This is a genomic window from Microbacterium sp. K24 (assembly GCF_004794465.1).
GTDB lineage: Bacteria > Actinomycetota > Actinomycetes > Actinomycetales > Microbacteriaceae > Microbacterium.
Window position 1 is genome coordinate 45,590 of the sequence record NZ_SSDJ01000048.1, and the last position, 21,389, is coordinate 66,978.

Sequence of the window (21,389 nt, forward strand, 5' to 3'; positions counted from 1 at the left end):
CCTGTTCTGAGTGAGCGATGTTTCTTGTCTAGAGGATGGCGACCGGATTCACCGGCGAGCCGACCGCGCCCGTGATCGGCAGCGGCGGAGCGGACAGCAGGAAGTCCCACCGGCCGCGTTCCGCGCACGCCTCGGCGAGCTCGTCGAGGTTCCACATCTCGCCGATCGTCAGGCCGAGGTTGGGGATGACGACCTGGTGCAGCGGCTGGAATGCCGGCACGTCGAACTCGTTCGGTCGCACCTCGAATCCCCACGTGTCGGTCGCGATCGCCGCGATCTCGGTGCGGTGCAGCCAGCCGGCCGTCGTCAGCGACAGTCCGGGTGCGGGTCCGCCGGCGTAGTCGCCCCAGCCCTCGCGGCGCGTGCGGGCGTACTGACCGGTGCGCACGACCACGATGTCGCCACGACCGACCGTGCTCGACGGTCCCTGTGCGGCGATCGTGGCCTCGAGATCGGCGACCGTGATGGCGTGGCCGTCGGGCAGCTCGCCGGTCTCGGGGAACAGGTGGCGTCCGACGTCGAGAAGGACGCCGCGCGAGACGATGACGGATGCCGCGTGCTCGATGCCCGTGACGAGATCGCCATCGCTGGTGACGACGTCTCCTGCCCGTCGCCCGTTCCAGGCGTTGCCGTGGTCGAAGATGTGACCGAGGCCGTCCCACTGCGTGGAGCACTGCAGCGGCATCGCGATCACGTCGTCGGCGCCGCCGATGCCGTGCGGGAAGCCCTGATTGCCGCGTTCGGCGTCGACGCCGGTGTCGGTCATCGTGTGCACGGGGTTGGTGCGGCGGCGCCACCCCTTCTGCGGCCCGTCGGTGTCGAAGCGCTGCGACAGCGACACGACCCGACCGGTCGAGACGAGCGTCGCCGCCGTGGCACGCGTGGCATCGTCGATGAAGTTCAGGGTTCCGAGCACGTCGTCCTCGCCCCAGCGACCCCAGTTGCGGAACGCCGTGGCGCGCGCCGCGATCTCGGACTCCGGGTCGCTGCGGTCCAGGTCCGCCGGGTTCTCCGACGGGGTCGTCATGAAGACGCTCCGTCCGAGGCCGGCGAGACGCAGCGCACGACCTGCGTGCCGAGATTCGCGATCGTGCCGGTCATCACGTCGCCGTCGCGGAGGAAGCGCCGCCAGTGCTGACCGTTGCCGGCCGGGCTGCCCGTGAGCAGCAGATCACCGGGATAGAGCGGGTGCGTCTGCGATGCGGCGGAGAGGAGAGCGGGGATGTCGAAGAGCAGGTCGCTCGTCGAGGCGTCCTGCATCGTCTGCCCGTTGAGGTCGAGGCGCACCGCGGCCTCCTCCGCCGAGACGAAGGGCGCCGGGACCAGGAACGGACCGGTCGGCAGGAAGCCGGGCGCGTTCTTGGCGCGGTACCAGTCGGTGCCGATCTCCTTCATGTCCTTGCGGAACACGAGGTCGCGGGTCGTGACGTCGTTGACGATCGTGTAGCCGGCGATGTGCTCCCAAGCGTCCTCACGGGAGACCTGGAAGGCCTCGCGGCCGATGACCAGGGCGAGCTCGAGCTCCCAGTCGTGCACCTCGCTGTAGGCCGGGAGCACCAGCGGAACGTCGTCGCCGACCACGGCCGCGGGCAATCCGATGAAGAAGTACGGCTCGCCGTTCGCCTTGCGATCGTCCATCATGGCGGCGGCGAACTCCCGCGCCTGCTCCGGTGTGCGGTCGGAGTTCTGCGTCAGGCCGGCCGCGACGAGCTCGATCACGTGCTCACGGTAGTTGGCGCCGGTCTGCAGCACCTGGCGCGGCTCGACCGGAGCGGTGAGGGTGACGTCGGCGAGAGAGACCCACGGACCGTCCGCGTCGGCGAGCGCCTGCAGACGATCCCAGTCAGGAGCGGCGAGGAAGGCGTTCAAGCCGTCCGCGCCCAGATCCTCGGAGGAGAGCGGGCGGATGCGCTCGCCCGCTGCGAGACCGAGGCGCACACGTCCCTCCTCGCGGTAGCGCGCCAGGGCGAAGGGGGCGTCGGGTGCTGTCGTCGTCATCGTCGGTCGATCCTCTGTCGTTCAGTATGGCCTCGTGGATTCCGGGGCGGACGACGGCGTCCGCCCCGGAGAGGTGCTCAACCCTGGCCGTGCTTGGCGTACGGGTTGAAGAGTGCTTCCTTGATCTCGTCGGGCACGCCCTCTTCGGTCGCGCTGGGGCCGTCCGCCGCGGGGAACGATTCCGTCATCGACATCGGCATGGCGCCGTTGCGGTAGAAGTTGTTCGAGCCCAGCGACGGCTTCCAGGTGTTCGGCTCCCAGTCGGGCACGTAGTTGCGGTAGCCGCCGGTGTTCAGCTCGATGCGCAGCGACGACGGCTCGCGGTAGTAGAGGAACGTCTGCTCGCCGATGCCGTGGATGTTCGGGCCGTACTCGATCGGGATGCCGTTTTCCATGAGGGTGTCGGCGGCGATCAGCAGCTCCTCACGGGTGTCGACCCAGAACGCGTAGTGGTTGATGCGCCCGGCGCGGGTCGAGCCGTCGAGCACGACACCGAGGTCGTGCGACTTCTCGTTGGTGGTGAGCACGGAGAAGACCGAGATGGGCGCCTCGTCGAGGATCGTCTTGGCCATGATCCGGAACCCGAGCACCTCGTTGTACCAGGCGGCGAAGTCGTCGACGCTGCTGGTCGCGATGGTGACGTGGTCGAGCTGGCGCGGCGCACCGGCGACACTGGAGCGCTTCTCGGGGCGGTCGGGGTAGATCGACGCCGTGGCGCCGCTCGCCTGGTGACGCGTGACGTCCCAGTGCAGGGTCATCGAGTGCCCCCAGGGTCCGGTGAAGCGGTAGGCGCGGCCGATGTGCGGCACGTCGTCGAGCCACTCGCCGTCGATGCCGGCGGCTTCGATGCGCTGGGCGGCTTCGTCGAGCGCCTCGGCGCTGGAGGTGCGCCAGGCCATCGTGGCGAGGGAGGGCTCGTCGCCCGGGATCACCACGAGCGAATACGCGTAGTAGTCGCCCCAGCAGCGCAGGTACACGGCACCGTCCACGCGGTCCACGACGGTGAGTCCGACCTGGTCCTCGTAGAACTTCACCGACGCTTCGACGTCGGGGGTGGTGATCGCCACGTAGGAGAGGTGGGAGAGCAGCTTGATCATCTTCGATCCTTTCGTGGGGGCTCTGGGAACTGCCCCGCGCTCTACTTTGGTCGGATCCTGACTATTCAGGAATCCCGATGTGGCTATGCGGGGGATCAGCCTCGTTTATCTCGACGCCAGCATCCTCGTCGCGAGCGCCGAATCATGCCGGAACGCTCCCAGATCAGAGGGAATGGCCCTCTCCTCGACCGCATCGATCGCACGCCGCAGAGCCACCCGCTCGCCTGCCTCATGCCGACGCGGGCGCAGCAGCCGGCCTTCGGCGGTGCTCACCTCCACGCTCCGGAGACCGGTGGCGGCGTCGAGATCGACCTCGACGCGCGTCTCACCGAGGGCATGCGCGCGCAGCCGCGCTCCCCCTCGGCCCATCAGAGCGGATGCCGTCACCGTCGCGGCACTCCGCGAGTGCGGCTCCTCGAGCAGAGCGAGCACCCCGTGCGGGAGCGATGCCGCGGCACGGAGTTCCAGTTCGCCTCCCGCCAGCACGCGGAGCCAGCCGACGGCGTCGCGCACCACGGCGTTCAGGTCCGAGAGGGTCGCGACGGCATCCGCCATCACATGCCGGGAATCCTCCGGCACGGCGGCATCCGCCACCACGTCGACGCGAAGCCACGGCCGATCGAGCAGGATCGGCGTCCGACCGCCCGCCGTCTCGAGAGCAGCGATCTCCTCGTCGTCGACCGTGATCGGATCCGCGATGAGCAGCGCCGCGGCGCCCGCCCGCACGGCGACCAGAGAACGCTGCGGCCATCCTCGCGACCCATCGACGACGACGATCGCGCCCAAAGTCTCTTCGACCGCTTGCGCGCGCAGCGGCAGCTCCGCGACCGCCGTCCGATAGTGCCCCGTTGCACCGTTGACGCCGATCATCGCGGCATCCCGTCACGGACCGCGGCAGCCGCGGCATCCGCCAGGTCGATCGCGTAGGAGGCGTCGGCCAGGATCTCGTCGTACTCCACGGTCTCGACCCCGGCGGCGAGCGCCGCCACCACCCGCCATTCGGCCAGATATCCGTCATCGGGAAGAGGCGGGTACTCCGACACGCGCCCGTCGACATGACGGACGCGCGCTCGCGCACTGCCGTCGTGGACGAAGGCCGGAGGGAACTCGATGTCGACGAGGTCGCGCCCGGTCGAGACCGACAGACGCCACAGCGCCTCGGCCCCCGCCGGGAGCATCACCGCGGTGAGACGTATGAGGACGTCGCCGGCGACGAATCCGACGCCGTAGCCGATCGGGGCGATCGGACGGGCGAACAGCACTCTGTCGAGACGAGGCGCGAGGTCGCGCAGCAGCGGGAGATCGTGGATGCCGAGGCCGAGGATCAGCTGGCGGACGACGGCGGCGGAGAAGTCGGGATCGTTCCAGTCCGGAGCCGGGCGGGCCGGCGCCGCACCCGGCAGCGACTCCGTCACCACGTCGTGATACCGCCCGTTCGGAGGCAACGAGACCGTGACCGACACAGAGCGAACCGGCGCCTGCTCTGCGGCGATGTGGTGCCGGGCCCTTCCCCAGGCCGGATCGAAGAGGTGGTTCGTCCCCACCACGAGCGCCGCCCCCGAGCGCCGGCAGGCGTCGATGACGGCTCTCGCATCGTCGTGGGTGAGCGCGATCGGCTTCTCGCACATGATCGTGCGCGCGCCCGCCTCGACGGCGGCGAGGATCTGCGCGGCATGGCGCTCCGGCGGCGAGCAGATGGCCACGATGTCGACGGCGGGATCGCCGAGCAGCTCGTCGATCCCGGACGACCAGCGCGCGTCCGTCCGCGCGGCGAGGGCTTCGGCCCTCCCGCTCCCGCTGTCGGCGACGTGCACGACACGGAACAGCTCAGGCATCCGGTCGAGCGTCGGCAGGTGCAGCGCGGACACCCCTGGACCGGCTCCGATCACGCCGACGCCGTATGGCATGAGTCTGCTCCTCTCGCGGAAGCAGGGAGCCCCCATCGGCTTTTGTTGGAACTCTACCTAAGTTCGCTCTGCTGCGACAATAGATCGGGCGATGTCCGCGGATTTCGCCGATTCCTGTGTGAAGATCGGGTATGGCCAGTGAGTCCACCCTCCGTTTCGGTGCGCAGACCGATGAGATGACGAGCCTGCTGCGCATCGTCAACCTCGTCCGCACAGGCGAAGCCGTGACGCGCCCCGACATCGGTCGCCTCACCGGACTCGGGCGCGGCGTCGTGGCGCAGCGCGTCGACCACGCGATCGAGGTCGGATTCCTCCAGGACGGCGAGTTCGCCCCCTCGTCCGGAGGACGCGCACCGCGCACCCTGCGCTTCCGCGCCGAACGCGGCCGCGTGATCATCTGTGCGCTCGGCGCCCTGCACATCCATGTGGGCATCGCCGACCTCGACGGCGTGATCCTGGCCGATTCGCACCGCGCGTGGGACATCGCCCGCGGGCCGGAGGAGACGCTCGACGAGGCGATGTCGATGATCGACGGGCTCCTCGAGAAGGACGACGTTCCCGACACCCCCGTCTGGGCGATCACCGTCGGCGTGCCGGGGCCTGTGGACTTCGCCTCGGGCCGCCCCGTGGCGCCGCCGATCATGCCCGGATGGAACGGCTTCGACATCCGCACCCGCTTCGAAGAGCGGTTCGATGCGCCGACCTGGGTCGACAATGACGTCAACATCCTGGCGTTCAGCGAGCGCGAGCGCCGCGAGAACGACGGCATCGATCTGATCTACTGCAAGATCGGCTCGGGGATCGGCGCCGGCCTGCTCTCGCGCGGCCGCGTGCACCGCGGTGCGAACGGCGCGGCCGGCGATATCGGGCACGTACGCGTGCGCGATTCGGAGGAGCTGTGCCGGTGCGGCAAGGTCGGCTGCCTCGAGGCGGTGGCCGGCGGCTGGGCGCTCGTGCGCGACGCCGAACGTGCTCTGTCCGAAGGAGGCGCGGGACGCCTCGCGCAGCACGTGGCCGACGGCGAACCCCTCACCCCCGAGGCGATCGCGCGGGCCGCGGAAGGCGGCGATGCGCTGTCGATCTCGCTGATCCGGAAGTCGGCGCGCGTGGCCGGCGAATCGATCGCGACTCTGGTCAACGTCTTCAACCCGAGCATCATCGTCATCGGCGGCGCGGTCGCCGCGGCGGGTGAGCTCTTCCTCGCTGAGATCCGGCAACGCGTCTACGAACTCTCGCTCCCCCTCGCCACCCGCGACCTGTCGATCGTGAATTCCCTGAACGATCAGCGCGAGCCGCTGCGCGGCGGCGCCGCCCTCGCTCGGGAAGAGCTCTTCGACGAGACCTTCCCGCGGTGGTTCGCCGACGGTGCGCCGACCGTGGCCCGCATCCGTTCGACGGAGTGATCCGCACACCGTCGCCCCTTCTTCCTAAATCAGACATAAGAATGTATTGTCTGGACTGAAGTCGAAGGAGAGGCGTCGAGGATGATGCGCGAGACACTGCCCGAACTGCATGCCGGTCCGCGAGCCGGAGAGCCCCGCCGTGCTTGACGCGCTGGGCGCTGACGCCCTCGTCGATGACGGAGCCGACGCGGTCCTCCGCATCTCGCTCCCCTGGATCCGCTCCCTGCCCGTCGCGGCGGTGCGCGATGTCGAGGTGTGGATCGACGGAGCGCGGATCCCCTCGCCTCGCGCGATCCTCGGAGACCGTATGGTCGCGGTCGACGACCTCGGCGTGGAGCCGGGTTGGTGGTTCGTGCAGGATCGGCTCGCCCTCCGGCTCGGTCGCGCCGTCGATGCCGACTCCCACGCCGTGCGGCTCTCGTTCCACCTCGCCGTCCCCTACTTGCAGGTCGGTCCGGACGGCCCCCTGATCCTTCCCTTCCTCTTCGAACGCGACCTCGTCGCCGGCGCTCCGGTCTCCGCCGTGGGCATCACGCGCGACGTCGCCTGATCCGGAGCGCATCCATGACGACCGACATCCCCGCCGGCTGGACCCTCTCGGCGAGCGCGTTCAACTGGTCCTCCGAGATCGTGCGCGCCGAGCGCAGCGCACCCGACATCGCCGTGGGCATCGTCGCCGACGGCATCGCCTCGGTCATCGAGGTGGAGCTCGGCCAGCTGTGGCGCTCCTTCCCGGTGCCGACGGATGCCGAGGCCGAGGCCCTGCGCGAGGCACTCGCCGCCGTCGGCGGACGGGTGAGCATCGTCGGCGCGAGCATCGACGACTGGGAGCTCCCGGCGCGACGTCGCGACGATGCGGAGCGACTCGCGTTCCTGCTGCCCCAGTTGCACGCCGCGCATCGGCTGGGTGCGACGGGAGTGCGTCTGCCGATCGGCCAGGCCGGGCCCGCGCTTCTGAACGACCTCCTCCCCCATCTGCACGACCTCGATCTCGTGCTGTTCGAAGAGGCGCAGGGGCGTCAGACCCCGACCGCGCAGGCCGCGGAGTACGACGCCATCGCCGAGCTCGACGACCCGCACGTGCGGCTGCTGATCGACATCAGCATGCTCATGCCGGCCCTGCCGCCGACCTACCTCGAGCAGCTTCGGGCCGGTGGCGTCCCTCCCGAGCTCCTGTCGCGACTCACCGACGAGTGGCGCGATCCGGCGACGCACGATGCGGTGATGGCCCTCCTCCGCTCGGGAGGCGTGCCCGGATCCGTGCACACGCTGTACATGGACATGCTGGTGCGGTTCGGACGATCGGATGCCGCGGAGCTGCGCGGCATCCTGCCCCTGGTCGGCGCCTTCCACCTGAAGTTCTGGGACCTCGACGACAGCGACTCCCGGGTGTCCGCTCCGATCGCCGCGCTGGCCGCTGAACTCGCCGGGACGGACTTCCGCGGCACGTTCACGAGCGAGTGGGGCGGACTCGAGTGGCTCGACGACGATGCCGCCGAGATGACGCGCGCGCATCTCGCGCTGGCGCGTGGGGCGCTCGGGGCAGGCGCGGCACGCCCGGAGCGTCTCTTTCACGCATGATGGATGCATGACTCTTCTTCACGGGATCGACGTCGCTGCCGAGCTTCGACAGGTCACGGCGCACTGGACCCCGCGGGTCGTCGGGCGGGTGAACGACCAGTACATCAAGGTCGCCAGACTGCTGGGCGAACTGGTCTGGCACGCGCACGACGCCGAGGACGAGATGTTCCTGGTCGTCTCCGGCCGTCTCCGCATCCAGCTCCCCGACGATGAGGAGGTGGTGCTCACCCCGGGTCAGTTCTACGTCGTGCCGCGAGGCGTGCAGCACAACCCGATCGCTGAGGAGGAGGTCGAGATCGTGCTGATCGAGACTGTCACGACCGCCCACACCGGCGATGTGATCACCGAGCGCACCGTGCCGCTCGACACGCAGGTCGGCGACTTCCGCTGAGCTGCGGGGCTCGGCCCGCCGCCCCCCGCAGGTCGCCCGGCGCTCAGCCCTCGCGGTTGTAGTACGGCCAGGGCAGGAAGCGACGCTCGCCGCGTCGATCGGGTCCGTGCAGAGTGATCTCCCCCGTCGCCGCCCACTCGACGCCCCGCGGGAACAGGCGGATGAACTCGATGCGCCGGAACGTGTCGATGTCGTGGCCGATGGTGATCGTGAACGATCGGCCGGCGCCGTACTCGTTGATCCACGCGATCGGCTGATCCGTGTTCATGCCGGGCAGCGCGGCGATGCCCGCGGGCGGGATGGCGACCGGGTAGTGCGACATCGGCCAGACCGGCGCCCTCTCGTACGACTCGAGGTCGTCGAAGGTCGTCAGCAGCACCTGCGCACCGTCGTAGAGCTCGACCCCGACGAGGATGTCGTCACCCGTCACGGTCCACGTCTCGTTGATGCCCTCGGTGATCGCGTGGCGCGGCTCGACGGTGCGCAGCAGCGCCTCGCCCCACGGGCGGGGACGGACGCCGGTGGGCACGCTCAGCTTCGCGCCGCGCATGACGTTGTACTCCTCGGGGTATCCCCAGTCGTCCTCCTGCACGGCGGATCCGTGGAACCACACGATGCCTTTGCCCTCGTCGTGCACGAAGCGCAGCAGCGCGGCATCCGTCTCCGCTCCGAACCCGACCGCCTTGTCGTGATAGCCGTCGCGCCCCTCGAAGACGACGATGATCACGTCGTACTTGTCGATGATCTCGGCGCCGAGGCCGCGCGGATCCTCGATCACGCGCACGCGGAAGCGGCCAGTGTCCTCGAGCAGCGTCGTCAGCCACTGGTTGTGGGCGCGGAAGCTGCGGTGCTCGTTGTCGTGCTCGATGGTCATGTGTCCCGAGAGGATGAGCACGTCGAGCCGGTCCGACATCAGGCGCTCTCGTCCGTCTTGGTGGAGAAGGCCGAATCGAACGCGGCATCCGGCGGGGTGATGGCGGCGAGCTTCCGCACGAAGGCGAGGGCCTCGGGTGCACCGTGCAGGCGATCCATGCCGGCGTCCTCCCACTCCACACTCGTCGGACCGTCGTAGCCGATCGCGTTCAGAGCCCGGAACAGCGGCTCCCACTTCACCGCTCCGTGCCCGGTCGACACGAACGTCCACCCGCGACGCGGATTCGCCCACGGGAGGTGCGAGCCGAGCACCCCGTTGCGGCCGTCGAGGTTCGTGATCGACTCCTTCACGTGCACATGGAAGATGTGGTCCGCGAAGTCGAGGACGAACGCGATCGAATCCAGCTGCTGCCAGACGAAGTGCGAGGGATCGAAGTTGAATCCGAAGCTCTCGCGGTGGCCGATCGCATCAAGCGTGGCCTTCGCGGTCCAGTAGTCGTAGGCGATCTCGGACGGATGCACCTCGAGCGCGAACCGCACTCCGACCTCCTCGAACACGTCGAGGATCGGGTTCCACCGGTCGGCGAAGTCCTGATAGCCGGCGGCGATGAACTCGTCGGATGCCGGCGGGAACATCGCCACGGCCTTCCAGATGCTCGAGCCCGTGAACCCGTTCACCGTCGTGACACCGAGCTTCGCGGCGAACCGCGCCGTGTCCTTCAGGTCTTCCGCGGCCCGCTGACGCACGCCCTCGGGGTCGCCGTCGCCCCACACCCGGTCCGACAGGATGTCGCGGTGGCGCACGTCGATCGGATCGTCACAGACCGCCTGCCCGGTGAGGTGGTTCGAGATCGCCCACACCTGCAGGCCGTTGCGCTCCAGGATGTCGCGACGGCTCTGCACGTACGCCTCGTCATCCCAGCGGGACACATCGATGTGATCGCCCCAGCAGGCGATCTCGAGTCCGTCGTATCCCCACTCCCCCGCAAGACGTGCGACCTCCTCGAACGGAAGATCGGCCCACTGACCGGTGAACAGCGTGATCGGACGTGCCATGAACGACTCCTTCGTAGAAACGTGGCGGGTGTGGCGAGGGGGTGACGCGGGTTCAGCCGAGCCCGACCGGCGCCTCGGTGCGCACGCGCACCCAGGCCGCGTCGTCGGCGGCGCTGCGCTCGACCGCGTCGAGCACGCGCTGGACTCCGAGTCCCTCGGCGAAACCCGGATGCGGCGCGGTGCCGTCGTGGATCGCACGCACCAGATCGACGACCTGATGCGTGAATCCGTGCTCATAGCCGAGCATATGACCGGCCGGCCACCAGGCCGACACGTACGGATGCAGGGCCTCGGTGACGAGGATCTTCGTGAAGCCCTGACGGTCGCCCGGCGCCGTGCGGTCGTAGAACTGCAGGCTGTTGAGGTCCTCCAGATCGAACGCGAGCGCGCCCTTGTCGCCCGAGACCTCGATCGTGAGCGCGTTCTTGCGGCCGGTCGCGAAGCGCGTGGCCTCGAACGACGCCAGCGCGCCTCCCGAGAGTCGTCCGGTGAACAGCGCGAGGTCGTCGACCGTGACGTCGCCGTAGCCCGTGCCGGCCGTGCCCGACAGACCGGAGCCCCCGGCGCTCAGCGGCCGCTGCGACACGATCGTCTCGGTCACCCCGGTCACGGCATCCACCGTCTGACCGGTGACGAACTGCGTGAGATCGATGATGTGCGCGCCGATGTCGCCCAGCGCGCCGGAACCCGCGTGCTCCTTCTGCAGGCGCCACGCCAACGGCATCTCCGGATCGACGAGCCAGTCCTGCCGATAGGCGGCGCGCACCTGCTGCACCCGCCCGATCACGCCCTCCGCGATCAGATCCCGCAGGAACGTGGCTGCGGGAACGCGCCGGTAGGTGAAGCCGACCATCGAGACCACGCCATGCGCAGCGGCGCGCTCCGCGGCATCCGCCATCGCCTCGGCCTCATCGACCGTGTTCGCGAGCGGCTTCTCGCAGAGCACGTGCTTGCCCGCCTCGAGCGCCGCGATGGCGATCTCCGCATGGGAGTCACCGGGCGTGACGATGTCGATGATGTCGATGTCGGGTCGGGCGATCACCTCGCGCCAGTCCGTCGACGTGTCGGCCCAGCCCCACTGATCGGCCTTCTCCCGCACAGCATCCGGATCGCGGCCGACGAGGACCGCCATCTCGACGGCGTCGGGCAGGTCGAACACGCGAGGCGCCTGGCGCCAGCCCACCGAGTGTGCGGCGCCCATGAAGCCGTGGCCGATCATCGCCACCCGCAGGGCTCTGCCCGAAGAGGGAGGGAGGGTCATGCGAGCACGACCTCGCGCTGCACGGGCACGCGGTTGGTGACGTAGCGTCCTGGTCCGCCGTCGACGCCCGGCATGATCTGCATGTAGAGCAGACGCATCGTCAGGACGACCTCGACGGTGAGCGCATCGCCGGCCTGCGGCACCGGATCGAGGTCGATCAGCACCTCGGGGCGCTCGGCGACGAACCAGAGAGTGTCGTGCTGCTCGGGCAGCTCGTCGACGCGGTACGTGCGTCCTTCGAGCTCGAACCGCAGCGACTCGGTCGGGATCGCGACCCCGTTCACCGTGGCGGCGACACCGTCGACGGCCGACAGCCAGAGGCTGCGGTACCAGGGCAGCTGCACCGAGACGGCAATGCCGGTGTCGGTGCGGCGGACGTCCTTCTCGGAGAACAGGGAGTTGTGAGTGGCCATGAGTGACTCCGATTCAGACCGCGACGGCGGTCTCTTCGATCGCACGACGCATGAGGTCGTGCTGCTTCTTGACGAGGTCGATGGGGTCGCTCTCACCGAGGTCGGAGAAGGCGTGGCCCTCCCACTCGCTGGAGAGGTACCCCTGGTAGCCGCCCTCGACGAACTGGCGCACGATGCGCGGGATGTCCATGGCCGGCTCCTCCCCGTCGGGGCCGATGTCGTAGAACTTGGCGTGCACGTGGAAGATCTGCGGCATGATGTCGAGCCACTCCTCCGGCGGCACGAGGCCGTGCATGTTGAAGGCCAGGCGCGTGAAGGGCCCGAGGCGAGCGAAGTCGAAGTTCTCCGACGTCAGGAAGTCCTCGAACTTCTGGTTGCGCACGTGCATGGGCGTCGGCTCGTGCCAGATCTCGTCCATGACGGCGAAGTACTCCTCGGGCATGCCCATCTGTCGCATGGTGCGCAACAGCGTGGGCGAGAGAGAGTGCATCGTCGACGAGAAGTCGGCCGTGAATCCGAGGCGGTCGGACTGCAGCTCGTCGTACATCTCGCGCATCTGCAGCACCTGCGGGTTGTTCGGACCCGACGGCGCATGGATCTCGTACCCGAGCTTCTGGTCGTACTTCTCGGCCAGCGGCAGGAGGCTGCGCAGCAGCTCCTTGCCGTGCGAGCGGATGACGACCTTCTTGAAGCCGAGCGTGTGCGCGGTCTTCAGCTGGCGGGCGAGGAACTCGTGCTCCTCATCGGGTGTCATGTCGCGGTCCTTGCGGCGACCCATGTCGAGGTTCGTGCCGATCGCGCTGGGCTCGAGGCCGTAGCGGTCCATGCTGTCGCGCCAGATCTTCACGAAATCGTCGTCGACATCGGGGTAGCTGCGCAGCATCTGGGCGATGTTGAACTCGATGCCGGGGCCGAGGCCGTGGTCGGCCGCCGCCTTGATGAGCGTCTCGGGCGTGTAGAGCCCGGCGGCGAACTCGGAGGTGAGCGAGTAGAGCGTGATGCCGAGCTTGATGCCGGTGCCGGCGATGCCGTCGGTCATGCGGGTAGTCCCTTCGTGAGAGCGTGCGGGAGGTGGGCGGCGAGGGCCTGTCGCGCCTCTGCCGCGTCGGTGATCATCCGGCTGCCCGCGTTCTCGGCGGCCGATCGCTGCACGGCCTGCTCGCCGGCGATGATGTCGAACGGGCTCTGCCAGTGATTCCAGTGCCAGCCTTCGTATTCGCTCGACACGGCACCGGAGTAGCCGTTCTCGACCAGCAGCGTGATGAGGTCGCGCACCGGGACCGACGGCTCTTCGCCGTTCTCGTCGATGCCGAAGAACTTGCCGTGCACGTGCTTCACCCACGGCATGATCTCGAGCCAGTCGTCGACACGGGCCGGGCCGAACAGGCCGGTGCCGTTGATGCCGAAGTCGATGCCGAGATCGGGGCGGCCGTTCTGGGCGGCGAGGCCGATGAACGAGCCGAAACGCTGGCCGTGCACGGCCTGGTCGGCGGGAGGGCCCTGCTCGTAGTACGTGTTCCAGAGGTCGACGACCTTGCCGAGCAGCTCCTCGGAGGCGCCGCGGCGGCGGTACGCCTCGATGAGTGACGGTGCGAAGCCCGAGACGGTCGCACCCCAGTCCATCGTGAATCCGAGGAACGGCGAGCCAACCTTCTCGTAGCGGTCGCGGAGCGCCAGGATGCGCGGGTGAGAGGCGTACTGGTCGGCGTGCACCTCGAGGGCGAGGGTCACGCCGTGCTCTTCCGCGATCGGCGCGAGCGCCTCCATCGAGTCGGGAGTGATCGAGATCTGCACGCGGGCGATCGGGAAGCCGAGCTTCGCCGCCGCCTTGATCTGCAGCGTCATGTAGTCGATCAGCTCGTCCTGCGTCAGCATCCGGTCGCGGTGGATGCCGATGTCGGCGTTCACCGCGAGGGATGTCGTGACGAGGCCGACCTCGTCGACGAGGTCGCGGAATCCGCCGGCGAACGCGTCGTCGATGTGCGGGAAGCCGCGGAAGCTGGAGAATCCGATGATCTCCAGCCCCGGCCCGTGCCCTTCGGCGGCGACCTTGCGGATCAGCTGCTCGAGGTCGTACTCGCGGCCGTGGAACGCCCGCGTGTAGCTGTAGAGGGTGACGCCCTGGATCGGTGCGCCCTTGACGGATGTGCTCTTGTCGGGCGTGCTCTGAGCGGTCATGCCGCCACCTCCTGTGCCTGGCGGGCGGCCATGGTCTTGGTGTCGTGCTCTTCGATGTGCAGCGTCTCGCTGTCGGAGATGATGATGTACGGGATGTAGAGGGTCAGGTCGACCCGCACCTCGTGATCGCCCTCGGCCGCCACCGGCACCTCGCCGCTGAGCACGGCGGAGTCGACGGGGAACCACCACTCGTCGATGTTCGTGGAGAGCTCCTCGAACGTGAACGCGCGGCCGTTCATGGTCCAGCGCAGCGAGTCGGCCGGAGCCTCGGTGCCATCGATGGTCAGCTTCGCTCCGGCGATGCAGCTGCCGGGCAGTGCGCGGTACCAGGGGAGGCGGACCTCCACGGAGGCGCGGCCGCCGTCGGTGACGAGCGTGCCCTGTTCGATGATGCGATCGGGAATCACAGGTGGTCTCCTTGACTACTTTGTCCTTGTTTGGACAGACTAATGTCTTTTTCCAACATAAGCAAGATTCAGCCGAGGGACCCGGCGATCCGGCGAGCTCCGCGCACGGCGAGGGCGACGGAGGTCAGCGTCGGGTTGCACGCGGTGGACGTCGGGATGACGTTGTTCCCCCCGACGAACAGGCCGGGCACGTCCCAGACCTCGCTGTCGGGCGAGCACACGCTGCGACCGTCGTCGGCGACGCCCATGCGGGTGCTCCCCTGATAGTGCAGCGAGGCGCCGGCAGGCATCGTGAACGGACGCTCGTCGAGCGGATCGCCCACCGCGCGGCCGAGGCGCACGACCTCGTCACGCGCACGCTCCATCACCGCGTGATCGCGAGGCGTGAGCGTGTAGTGGATGGTCATCGCGGGCATTCCATAGCCGTCGACGGCCTCGTCCGAGAACTCGACCCTGTCGTCCCACTGCAGCTCCTTGGCCGTGAAGAGACCGAGGCCGACGATCGACCCCGGCACGACCGGGTCGTCCTCGGCGAGCGGCACCGGCGAGGCGTCGAGCTGCATGATCTGGCCGTGGAACGGCATCTCGTCGGTGAACGGCACCCAGGTGACGCCGCTCTGCTCGCTCAGCGCTCCAGACGCGGCGACCGCATCCTCACCGCCGGCCTGCACGTCGCGCAGCCGCGAGGCGAAGACGATCTGCGTCTGGTCGTTGAGCATGCGTCCGAGCGCGGCAGGACGGATGCCGGAGGCCCACAGCACCTGCGGGGTGCGCAGGCCGTCGGCGGCCACCACGACGTACCGGGCCGCGACCGTACGGACGGCACCGGTGCGGAGGTCACGCACCTCGACACCCGATGCGCGTCCCCCTTCCGTGAGCACGCGCGTGACGAGCGACTCGTCGAACAGGGAGAAGTTCGGATTCGCGCGCGTCGCGTCTCCGAACACCACATCCGACCCCGACCACACGAGTCGGCCGTCATCGCGGCGGTGCACGGCCAACGGCATCCGCTGTGCACGGTGCGCGTGGTCTCGCTGCGCGTCGACCGCCTCGGAGAGCCGCTCCCGCACGATGGTCGCGAACGGCGACGCGTCGAAGGCATCCGTCGTCACGCCCAGCAGACGCTCGGCCTCGTCGAGCAGCTCGTCGAGATCGGGGAGGAAGTCGATGCGCTCGCTGTCGTTCGGACGAGGGCAGGCCGCCGTCCAGTGCGCCCCCATCCCACCGACGTTGCTCGAGAAGGCGGCGACCGGCATCCCGTCCTCGCCCTCCACCTGGTAGCCCTCGGGGAGGAGGTAGGTGCCGGCCCGCCCGCGGCGCTGACCGGATTTCGCCGCACCCGGATCGCTGATCGTCGCCGCCCGCTCCCCCGGACCCTCGGAGCGCGCCTGGGCGCGAGCCCGCTCTGCGGCATCCTCGATGTTCTTCACGTGCGCGCCGGGCGGGTTCGAGACGGTCGGACCGACCTCGAACATCGCGATCGACGCCTCAGGGGCGAGCTCGCTCAGGATGCGCGCGTAGGCCGCGCCGTTCGGTCCGCTGCCGACGATAACGACGTCGGCGGATGCGGGATAGCTCCGCTCGCTCATGCCGTCGCCGCGACCTCTCGGATGAGCCGGACGGATTCCTCGGAGGCGGTCTGCGGGTAGTACTCGAGACCGATCGGTCCGTCATAACCCGATGACCGGAGGATGCCGAGACGCTCGGCCCAGTCGAGCGAGCCGGTTCCCGGCTCTCCCCGGCCGGGGGCATCGGCCAGCTGCACGTACTTCACGATGTCGCCGGCGTTCGCCAGCTCGGCGGCCATGTCCTCCCCTTCGACCGCCGAGTGGTAGATGTCGTAGAGCACTCCGAAGTGCGCCGAGTCGACGCCGCGCGCGACGTAGACCGCCTCCGCCGTGCGGTCGAGCAGCGAGCCGGGGTGGTCGACGCGCACGTTCACCGGCTCGAGCACGAGAGTGAGCCCCGAGCCGTCGATCTGCGCGATCGCCTTCTGGTAGATCTCGACGAGCTTGTCGAGCTGCACCTGACGCTTCCACCCGCCGAAGCCCGTGCCGCTGCCCACGACGAGGCGCGGGGTGCCGAGGGCGTGGGCGATCTCGACGCCCTCGTCGAGCTTGCGGAAGAACTCGGAGTGGTCCCACGGCGGGATCATGAACTGCGTCCGGGGCTCGGCGAGCTGCGCGGTGAGCTGCACGCCGGTCTCGTCCAGCGCCGCCTTCAACGCGGGGATGTCCTTCGGCGTCGCCGGGGCGTCGACCCCGGTGGGACCCCACATCTCCACGGCGGTGAACCCTGCCGCAGCGGCGGCGCGCACCCGGTCGTGGTAGTCGCCGGCCTCGGTGAAGAGAAGCTCGATATTGGGGGCGAGAACGTACATGATGCTCATTCCTTCTGGATGCGGGGTCGATGAGGAGACCGATGGTGCTCGGCCGGACGAGAATGGCGGCGTGCGGGCGGCTCAGCCTTTGAGACCGCCGGCGAAGCCCTGGATGAAGCGCTTCTGGGCGAAGAGGTAGAACAGGAGGATCGGGATCATCGAGACGATGACGATCGCGAAGATCTTGTTCCACGACGAGACCAGCGAGCCGATGTAGTAGTACATGGCGACGGGGAGCGTCTGGTTCGCCGAGCCGCCGAGGAAGATCAGCGAGGTGAAGAAGTCGTTCCAGACGATGAGTCCGGCGAGGATCGCCACCGTTCCGGTCGCCGGTGACATCAGCGGCAGGACGATGCGGAAGAAGATCTGCGTGCGCGAGGCGCCGTCGATCGTCGCCGCCTCCTCGTACTCGGTGCCGAGTCCGCGGAAGAACCCGGCGTACAGGAAGATCGACAGCGGCAGCAGCATCCCGGTGTAGAGGATGACCATGCCCCACAGCGACCCGGTGAGTCCGATCGTGCGGGCGCCGATGTAGAGCGGCACCGTGCCGAGCTGCGTCGGGAGCACGATCGCGATGAGGAACAGCATGTAGGCGGTGCGACTCCAGCGGCGGGTGCTGCGGGAGATCACGTAGCCGGTGATGGCCCCGAGCAGCACCAGGCAGAGGATGCTGCCCGCGGTGATGATGATGCTGTTGACGAGCCCCATCACCACGTTCGAGTTGCCCTGGGCGGTGAGCACCTCGACGAAGTTGCCGAAGTCGGGGCTCGTGGGCGGAGCGAGGTTCGACGAGGTGATGGCCTCCTGGTCGGACTTCAGCGCCGTGGTGACGAGGAAGTAGAAGGGGGCCAGGAAGACGATGGCGATGACCCAGATGAGGACCTCGCGCAGGGCCGTGAACTTCGTGTAGCGGAACATGTCAGTCCTCCTCGGTGCGACCGTTGGTCAGGCGCTGCTGGATGATGGCGAACACCAGGATGATCACGGTGAGCAGCAGCGCGAGCGCGGCACCGTAGCCGAAGTTGCCGAGGGCGAAGGATTCCTTGTACACCTGCGTGGCGAGGGTCTCGGTCGCGCCGGCCGGCCCTCCGCCGGTCATGGCCATGATCTGGTCGAAGATGCGCAGGCCGTTGACGAGGCCGAGGGTCGTGGCGATCGCGACCGCAGGCCGGATCGACGGCAGCGTGACGTGCCAGAACCGCTGCCAGAGATTCGCCCCGTCGATCGCGGCGGCCTCCTCGATCTCGACGGGCACGGCGGCGAGTCCCGCCATGTAGATCACCATCGCGAAGCCGATGTTCTGCCAGACGACGACGATGAGGATGGTCCAGATCGCGAAGGTCGGATCGGCGACCCATGCCTTCGCGAACTCCCCGAGGCCGATGGATTTCAGGAAGGCGTTGATCGGGCCGTTGTAGTCGAAGATGAACTTCCACACGTAGGCGACGGCGAGCGGGCTGAGCACGACCGGCATGAAGAAGAGCACGCGGAGGGCGTATCGCGTCTTGAGGCCGCGGTTCAGCCCGAGGGCGAGCGCGAGGCCGGCGATATTGCTGAGGATGACCGACACGAATGCGAGGAAGAGCGTGTTGCCGAGGGACCCGATCTGCGTCGGATCGCCGAAGATCTTCGCGAAGTTGTCGAAGCCGATCCAGGCGAAGGTGCCGATGCCGGACCAGTCGGTGAAGGCGAAGAAGCCGCCGATGGTCGTCGCGACGTAGTGCACCGCGAGAACGAGGATGATGCCGGGAAGCGCCCACCACCAATGGCCGAACTTCAGCAGACCGGGTCGTCGCGGAGCGGGCGGGCGGCGGCGTCCGGCCGAAGAGCTCTTCGGCACGATCACCAGCTCGGTCTCGGACTCTGTCCTCAGGGTCATGATTCCCTCATGTTCGTACGTCGTCGTGCGAGATATGGGAGTGGCCGTCCGGGTGCGCGAGCGCGGCACCCGGACGGCCCTCGGTGCTATTCGCCCCAGGCGTTGTCCATGTCCTGGAGCACCTGGTCGATCGTCTTCTGACCCGTGAGCAGGCCCTGGACGCCGACCTGCAGCGCCTCGTAGACCGACGGGTTGGGCCAGATGTTGTTCGGGAGCGTGGCGTAGGAGCCGTCCGCGATCAGGTCGACCACCGGCGAGTAGATCGTGTCGGAGAGGTCGAGGTTCTTGTAGCCCGAGATCGGGAGCAGACCGGACTTCTCGTAGTAGAGCTCCTGCGCCTCGTCCGTGGCGAGCCACTCGACGAACGCCTCGGCCGCGGGCTTCACCTTCGACGCCGCGTTGATCGAGATCGTGTAGTTCGAGCTGGCGAGGATGTAGGGGTCGCCGCCGTCGGCTGCCGGGAACGGCTGCACCTTGAAGTCGGCCTCCGGCGGAGCCGCCGTGGCGATCTCGACGGCGGAGCCGGACGGGATGAAGCTGCCCACCGAGGTGCCCTGTGCGAGACCGTTGGTGATCGCGTCGAACCCGCCGCCCTCGGCACCGGGCTGGAAGCACCCGCCGTCCTTCAGGTCGACGAGCGTCTGCAGCGTGTCCTTCCATCCTTCGGACTCCGCGAACGTGGTGTCGCCGTCGGCGCGCTGCGTGTTCCAGTCTGGGTCTTCGGCGTAGACGCGCGTGGCGGCGATGCCCTGAGCGGTGAGTCCGGCGTTCGGACCGGCGGCGCCGGCGAGCGCGAGGAGCGACTTGCCGTCGGCGGCGAGGGCGTCGCACGCCGCGTAGAGGGATTCCTCGTCGGTCGGGAACTCGTCGAGGCCGTTCTGCGCGGCGGTTCCCATGCTGGCGACGACACCCGCGATGGTGAAGTCCATGGGCTGCCCGTAGGTCTCGCCGTCGATCTCGAAGATCGGCTCGCTGCCCTCGGGGACGAGCCCGGTCGCGGTGTCGCCGAGCGGCTCGAGGAAGCCGGCCTCGGCCAGCGGGATCAGGCCGCGGGCGTCACCGGAGCCGGGCGTCGTCTGGATCACGTCCGACGCGTTGCCGGCCTGCAGCTGTGTGCGGATGGTCTCGCCGTACTTGTCGTTCGGCGTCGGGTTGATGGTGATCTTGACGTCCGGATTCGCCTCCATGTACGCGTTGGCGAGCGACTCGTACGGGCTCTCGAGGTTGTTGGAGGTCGCGAACGTGAAGCTGAATGCCTGCTCGCCGCTGGAGTCTCCGGAGTCGCCTTCGGGGGCGGATCCGGAACAACCGGCGAGGATGACGACACCTGCGGTCGCCGCGGCGAGGATGCCGGTGCGGAGGACGCGGGATCGAGAGTGCTGTGACATGTCCAGCCTTTCTGACTACGTTGTCGGGGACTCAGGGGTCTGAGTCCGGTGCTGTTCTGCCAGTATCGACTGGATTCGTCAGAAACACACATAAGTGTTTCGGATGCATGGCATAAGTCCGCCTGAACGGGGCTGCGCCGAGCGTCATCCAGCGGGCGGATACCGACCCGCAGCAGGATAGCTTCGATCGATAGGATCGGTCTATCGCTTTCCGACGCCGGAGGATCACACCGTGGTGACCGATCATGCACTGCTGTCCCGACTCGACCTCAACCTGCTCGTGTCGCTGGACGCCCTGCTGACCGAGCGCAGCGTGACCCGCGCCGCCGAGCGGCTGCATCTCAGCCAGCCCGCGCTCAGCGCCTCGCTCTCCCGGTTGCGCACCCACTTCAACGACCCGATCCTCGCCCGCCGCGGCAACACGTACGAGCTCACGCCGTTCGCCCTTCGCCTGGCGGAGCACACCACGACGGCACTCGAGGCCGCACGGCGCGTGTTCGAGAGTCAGGCGACCTGGACGCCGGCGGAATCAACGCGCGAGTTCTCGATCTACGGATCCGACTACGGGTTCGCCACGATCGGCGCCGTGGTCTCACGATTGGCCGCCGAACGCGGACTCGGCGTGCGGTTCCGCTTCATGCTGCACAACCCCACCGTGGTCGAGGATGCGCCGAACCGCCTGCGTTCCGCGGACGGCATGATCATCCCGCACGGGTTCCTCACCGATCTGGCGTACGCCGATCTGTGGCGCGACGAATGGGTGGCTCTCGTCGCCGACGGCGAGGAGGGGATCGACGGCGACCTCACCATGGAGGATCTCGCCGACCGCCCGTACGTGATGACCTATCAGTCACGTACCGCGTTCACGTCGGCCAGCAGGCAGATCCAGCAGCTCGGCGTCGAACCGCGCATCGACGCGGTCGTCGAGAGCTTCCTCGCCCTCCCGCTCTACGTGGCGGGCACTCGCCGGATCGGCCTCATCCAGCGGGCGCTCGCGCCACTCGCCGCGCGTCTCGGCGGCGTGCGCATCGTCGAGCTGCCGTTCGAGCCGACCCCCCTCGTGCACGCGCTCTGGTGGCATCCCGTGCACGCGCGCGATCCCGAGCACGCCTGGATGGTGGAGCTCTTCCAGGAGGCCGGACGCATCGTCGAATCCGGCGCCCACGCCGACGACTGA

General features: G+C 68.6%; 22 protein-coding genes. 5 read left to right on the top strand and 17 right to left on the bottom strand.

Annotated elements, in window-relative coordinates; genetic code table 11:
* Positions 1-28 precede the first annotated feature (28 nt).
* From DW306_RS02745 to DW306_RS02765, 5 genes are all read right to left on the bottom strand, one after another.
* Positions 29-1,027, bottom strand: a complete 999-nt coding sequence (locus DW306_RS02745; protein ID WP_136054114.1) for a cyclase family protein — start codon at positions 1,025-1,027, stop codon at positions 29-31.
* Positions 1,024-1,998, bottom strand: coding sequence for a fumarylacetoacetate hydrolase family protein (locus DW306_RS02750; RefSeq protein ID WP_136054115.1), 975 nt, complete (start codon positions 1,996-1,998; stop codon positions 1,024-1,026). The genes DW306_RS02745 and DW306_RS02750 overlap by 4 nt, the downstream gene beginning before the upstream one ends.
* 77 nt (positions 1,999-2,075) lie before the next feature.
* Positions 2,076-3,095 carry a VOC family protein gene (locus DW306_RS02755; RefSeq protein WP_136054116.1) on the bottom strand — a complete coding sequence of 340 codons (1,020 nt, stop codon included), beginning with the start codon at positions 3,093-3,095 and terminating at the stop codon, positions 2,076-2,078.
* Between the two features lie 105 nt (positions 3,096-3,200).
* Positions 3,201-3,965, bottom strand: a complete 765-nt coding sequence (locus tag DW306_RS02760; RefSeq protein WP_136054117.1) for a hypothetical protein — start codon at positions 3,963-3,965, stop codon at positions 3,201-3,203.
* Positions 3,962-5,002, bottom strand: a complete 1,041-nt coding sequence (locus tag DW306_RS02765; RefSeq protein WP_136054118.1) for a Gfo/Idh/MocA family oxidoreductase — start codon at positions 5,000-5,002, stop codon at positions 3,962-3,964. The genes DW306_RS02760 and DW306_RS02765 overlap by 4 nt, the downstream gene beginning before the upstream one ends.
* A gap of 131 nt (positions 5,003-5,133) precedes the next feature.
* Here DW306_RS02765 and DW306_RS02770 point away from each other — a divergent pair, with 131 nt between their 5' ends.
* The 4 genes from DW306_RS02770 (at position 5,134) to DW306_RS02785 (ending at position 8,377) form a co-directional block, all read left to right on the top strand.
* Positions 5,134-6,405 carry an ROK family protein gene (locus DW306_RS02770; RefSeq protein WP_136054119.1) on the top strand — a complete coding sequence of 424 codons (1,272 nt, stop codon included), beginning with the start codon at positions 5,134-5,136 and terminating at the stop codon, positions 6,403-6,405.
* Positions 6,406-6,544: 139 nt separating this feature from the next.
* Positions 6,545-6,955, top strand: a complete 411-nt coding sequence (locus DW306_RS02775) for a hypothetical protein (RefSeq protein WP_136054120.1) — start codon at positions 6,545-6,547, stop codon at positions 6,953-6,955.
* A gap of 14 nt (positions 6,956-6,969) precedes the next feature.
* On the top strand, positions 6,970-7,986 hold the full coding sequence (locus DW306_RS02780) for a restriction endonuclease subunit R (protein WP_136054121.1): 1,017 nt from the start codon (positions 6,970-6,972) through the stop codon (positions 7,984-7,986).
* Positions 7,987-7,993: 7 nt separating this feature from the next.
* Complete coding sequence (locus tag DW306_RS02785; protein WP_136054122.1) at positions 7,994-8,377, top strand: cupin domain-containing protein; 384 nt, start codon at positions 7,994-7,996, stop codon at positions 8,375-8,377.
* A 43-nt stretch (positions 8,378-8,420) separates the two neighbouring features.
* Here the strand turns inward: DW306_RS02785 and DW306_RS02790 are convergent, their stop codons facing one another.
* From DW306_RS02790 to DW306_RS02845, 12 genes are all read right to left on the bottom strand, one after another.
* A complete protein-coding gene (locus tag DW306_RS02790) occupies positions 8,421-9,290 on the bottom strand; it encodes a ThuA domain-containing protein (RefSeq protein ID WP_136054123.1) in 870 nt (289 codons plus the stop codon).
* Positions 9,290-10,306, bottom strand: coding sequence for a sugar phosphate isomerase/epimerase family protein (locus tag DW306_RS02795; RefSeq protein ID WP_136054124.1), 1,017 nt, complete (start codon positions 10,304-10,306; stop codon positions 9,290-9,292). Before DW306_RS02795 ends, DW306_RS02790 begins: the two co-directional genes overlap by 1 nt.
* Positions 10,307-10,358: 52 nt before the next feature.
* Positions 10,359-11,567, bottom strand: a complete 1,209-nt coding sequence (locus DW306_RS02800) for a Gfo/Idh/MocA family oxidoreductase (protein WP_240747027.1) — start codon at positions 11,565-11,567, stop codon at positions 10,359-10,361.
* Complete coding sequence (locus DW306_RS02805) at positions 11,564-11,980, bottom strand: DUF6379 domain-containing protein (RefSeq protein WP_136054125.1); 417 nt, start codon at positions 11,978-11,980, stop codon at positions 11,564-11,566. The genes DW306_RS02800 and DW306_RS02805 overlap by 4 nt, the downstream gene beginning before the upstream one ends.
* A 13-nt stretch (positions 11,981-11,993) precedes the next feature.
* A complete protein-coding gene (locus DW306_RS02810; RefSeq protein WP_136054126.1) occupies positions 11,994-13,019 on the bottom strand; it encodes a TIM barrel protein in 1,026 nt (341 codons plus the stop codon).
* Positions 13,016-14,158, bottom strand: coding sequence for a TIM barrel protein (locus DW306_RS02815; protein WP_136054127.1), 1,143 nt, complete (start codon positions 14,156-14,158; stop codon positions 13,016-13,018). The genes DW306_RS02810 and DW306_RS02815 overlap by 4 nt, the downstream gene beginning before the upstream one ends.
* Positions 14,155-14,565, bottom strand: a complete 411-nt coding sequence (locus tag DW306_RS02820) for a DUF6379 domain-containing protein (RefSeq protein WP_136054128.1) — start codon at positions 14,563-14,565, stop codon at positions 14,155-14,157. The genes DW306_RS02815 and DW306_RS02820 overlap by 4 nt, the downstream gene beginning before the upstream one ends.
* A gap of 68 nt (positions 14,566-14,633) precedes the next feature.
* Complete coding sequence (locus tag DW306_RS02825; protein ID WP_136054129.1) at positions 14,634-16,154, bottom strand: GMC oxidoreductase; 1,521 nt, start codon at positions 16,152-16,154, stop codon at positions 14,634-14,636.
* Positions 16,151-16,945, bottom strand: a complete 795-nt coding sequence (locus DW306_RS02830; protein ID WP_136054144.1) for a TIM barrel protein — start codon at positions 16,943-16,945, stop codon at positions 16,151-16,153. Before DW306_RS02830 ends, DW306_RS02825 begins: the two co-directional genes overlap by 4 nt.
* 81 nt (positions 16,946-17,026) lie before the next feature.
* On the bottom strand, positions 17,027-17,863 hold the full coding sequence (locus DW306_RS02835) for a carbohydrate ABC transporter permease (RefSeq protein ID WP_136054130.1): 837 nt from the start codon (positions 17,861-17,863) through the stop codon (positions 17,027-17,029).
* 1 nt (position 17,864) lies between these two features.
* A complete protein-coding gene (locus DW306_RS02840; RefSeq protein WP_136054131.1) occupies positions 17,865-18,824 on the bottom strand; it encodes a sugar ABC transporter permease in 960 nt (319 codons plus the stop codon).
* An 86-nt stretch (positions 18,825-18,910) separates the two neighbouring features.
* Complete coding sequence (locus tag DW306_RS02845; RefSeq protein ID WP_136054132.1) at positions 18,911-20,212, bottom strand: extracellular solute-binding protein; 1,302 nt, start codon at positions 20,210-20,212, stop codon at positions 18,911-18,913.
* A gap of 232 nt (positions 20,213-20,444) precedes the next feature.
* Here DW306_RS02845 and DW306_RS02850 point away from each other — a divergent pair, with 232 nt between their 5' ends.
* Positions 20,445-21,389, top strand: coding sequence for a LysR family transcriptional regulator (locus DW306_RS02850; protein WP_342670828.1), 945 nt, complete (start codon positions 20,445-20,447; stop codon positions 21,387-21,389).

Bases quoted from the DNA above. Each gene is read 5' to 3' on its own strand.
- DW306_RS02825 (WP_136054129.1), bottom strand. From the start codon at position 16,154: ATGAGCGAGCGGAGCTATCCCGCATCCGCCGACGTCGTTATCGTCGGC.
- DW306_RS02755 (WP_136054116.1), bottom strand. From the start codon at position 3,095: ATGATCAAGCTGCTCTCCCACCTCTCCTACGTGGCGATCACCACCCCC.
- DW306_RS02745 (WP_136054114.1), bottom strand. From the start codon at position 1,027: ATGACGACCCCGTCGGAGAACCCGGCGGACCTGGACCGCAGCGACCCG.
- DW306_RS02835 (WP_136054130.1), bottom strand. From the start codon at position 17,863: ATGTTCCGCTACACGAAGTTCACGGCCCTGCGCGAGGTCCTCATCTGG.
- DW306_RS02840 (WP_136054131.1), bottom strand. From the start codon at position 18,824: ATGACCCTGAGGACAGAGTCCGAGACCGAGCTGGTGATCGTGCCGAAG.
- DW306_RS02790 (WP_136054123.1), bottom strand. From the start codon at position 9,290: ATGTCGGACCGGCTCGACGTGCTCATCCTCTCGGGACACATGACCATC.
- DW306_RS02800 (WP_240747027.1), bottom strand. From the start codon at position 11,567: ATGACCCTCCCTCCCTCTTCGGGCAGAGCCCTGCGGGTGGCGATGATC.
- DW306_RS02765 (WP_136054118.1), bottom strand. From the start codon at position 5,002: ATGCCATACGGCGTCGGCGTGATCGGAGCCGGTCCAGGGGTGTCCGCG.
- DW306_RS02750 (WP_136054115.1), bottom strand. From the start codon at position 1,998: ATGACGACGACAGCACCCGACGCCCCCTTCGCCCTGGCGCGCTACCGC.
- DW306_RS02810 (WP_136054126.1), bottom strand. From the start codon at position 13,019: ATGACCGACGGCATCGCCGGCACCGGCATCAAGCTCGGCATCACGCTC.
- DW306_RS02785 (WP_136054122.1), top strand. From the start codon at position 7,994: ATGACTCTTCTTCACGGGATCGACGTCGCTGCCGAGCTTCGACAGGTC.
- DW306_RS02805 (WP_136054125.1), bottom strand. From the start codon at position 11,980: ATGGCCACTCACAACTCCCTGTTCTCCGAGAAGGACGTCCGCCGCACC.
- DW306_RS02760 (WP_136054117.1), bottom strand. From the start codon at position 3,965: ATGATCGGCGTCAACGGTGCAACGGGGCACTATCGGACGGCGGTCGCG.
- DW306_RS02845 (WP_136054132.1), bottom strand. From the start codon at position 20,212: ATGTCACAGCACTCTCGATCCCGCGTCCTCCGCACCGGCATCCTCGCC.
- DW306_RS02830 (WP_136054144.1), bottom strand. From the start codon at position 16,945: ATGTACGTTCTCGCCCCCAATATCGAGCTTCTCTTCACCGAGGCCGGC.
- DW306_RS02780 (WP_136054121.1), top strand. From the start codon at position 6,970: ATGACGACCGACATCCCCGCCGGCTGGACCCTCTCGGCGAGCGCGTTC.
- DW306_RS02815 (WP_136054127.1), bottom strand. From the start codon at position 14,158: ATGACCGCTCAGAGCACGCCCGACAAGAGCACATCCGTCAAGGGCGCA.
- DW306_RS02770 (WP_136054119.1), top strand. From the start codon at position 5,134: ATGGCCAGTGAGTCCACCCTCCGTTTCGGTGCGCAGACCGATGAGATG.
- DW306_RS02795 (WP_136054124.1), bottom strand. From the start codon at position 10,306: ATGGCACGTCCGATCACGCTGTTCACCGGTCAGTGGGCCGATCTTCCG.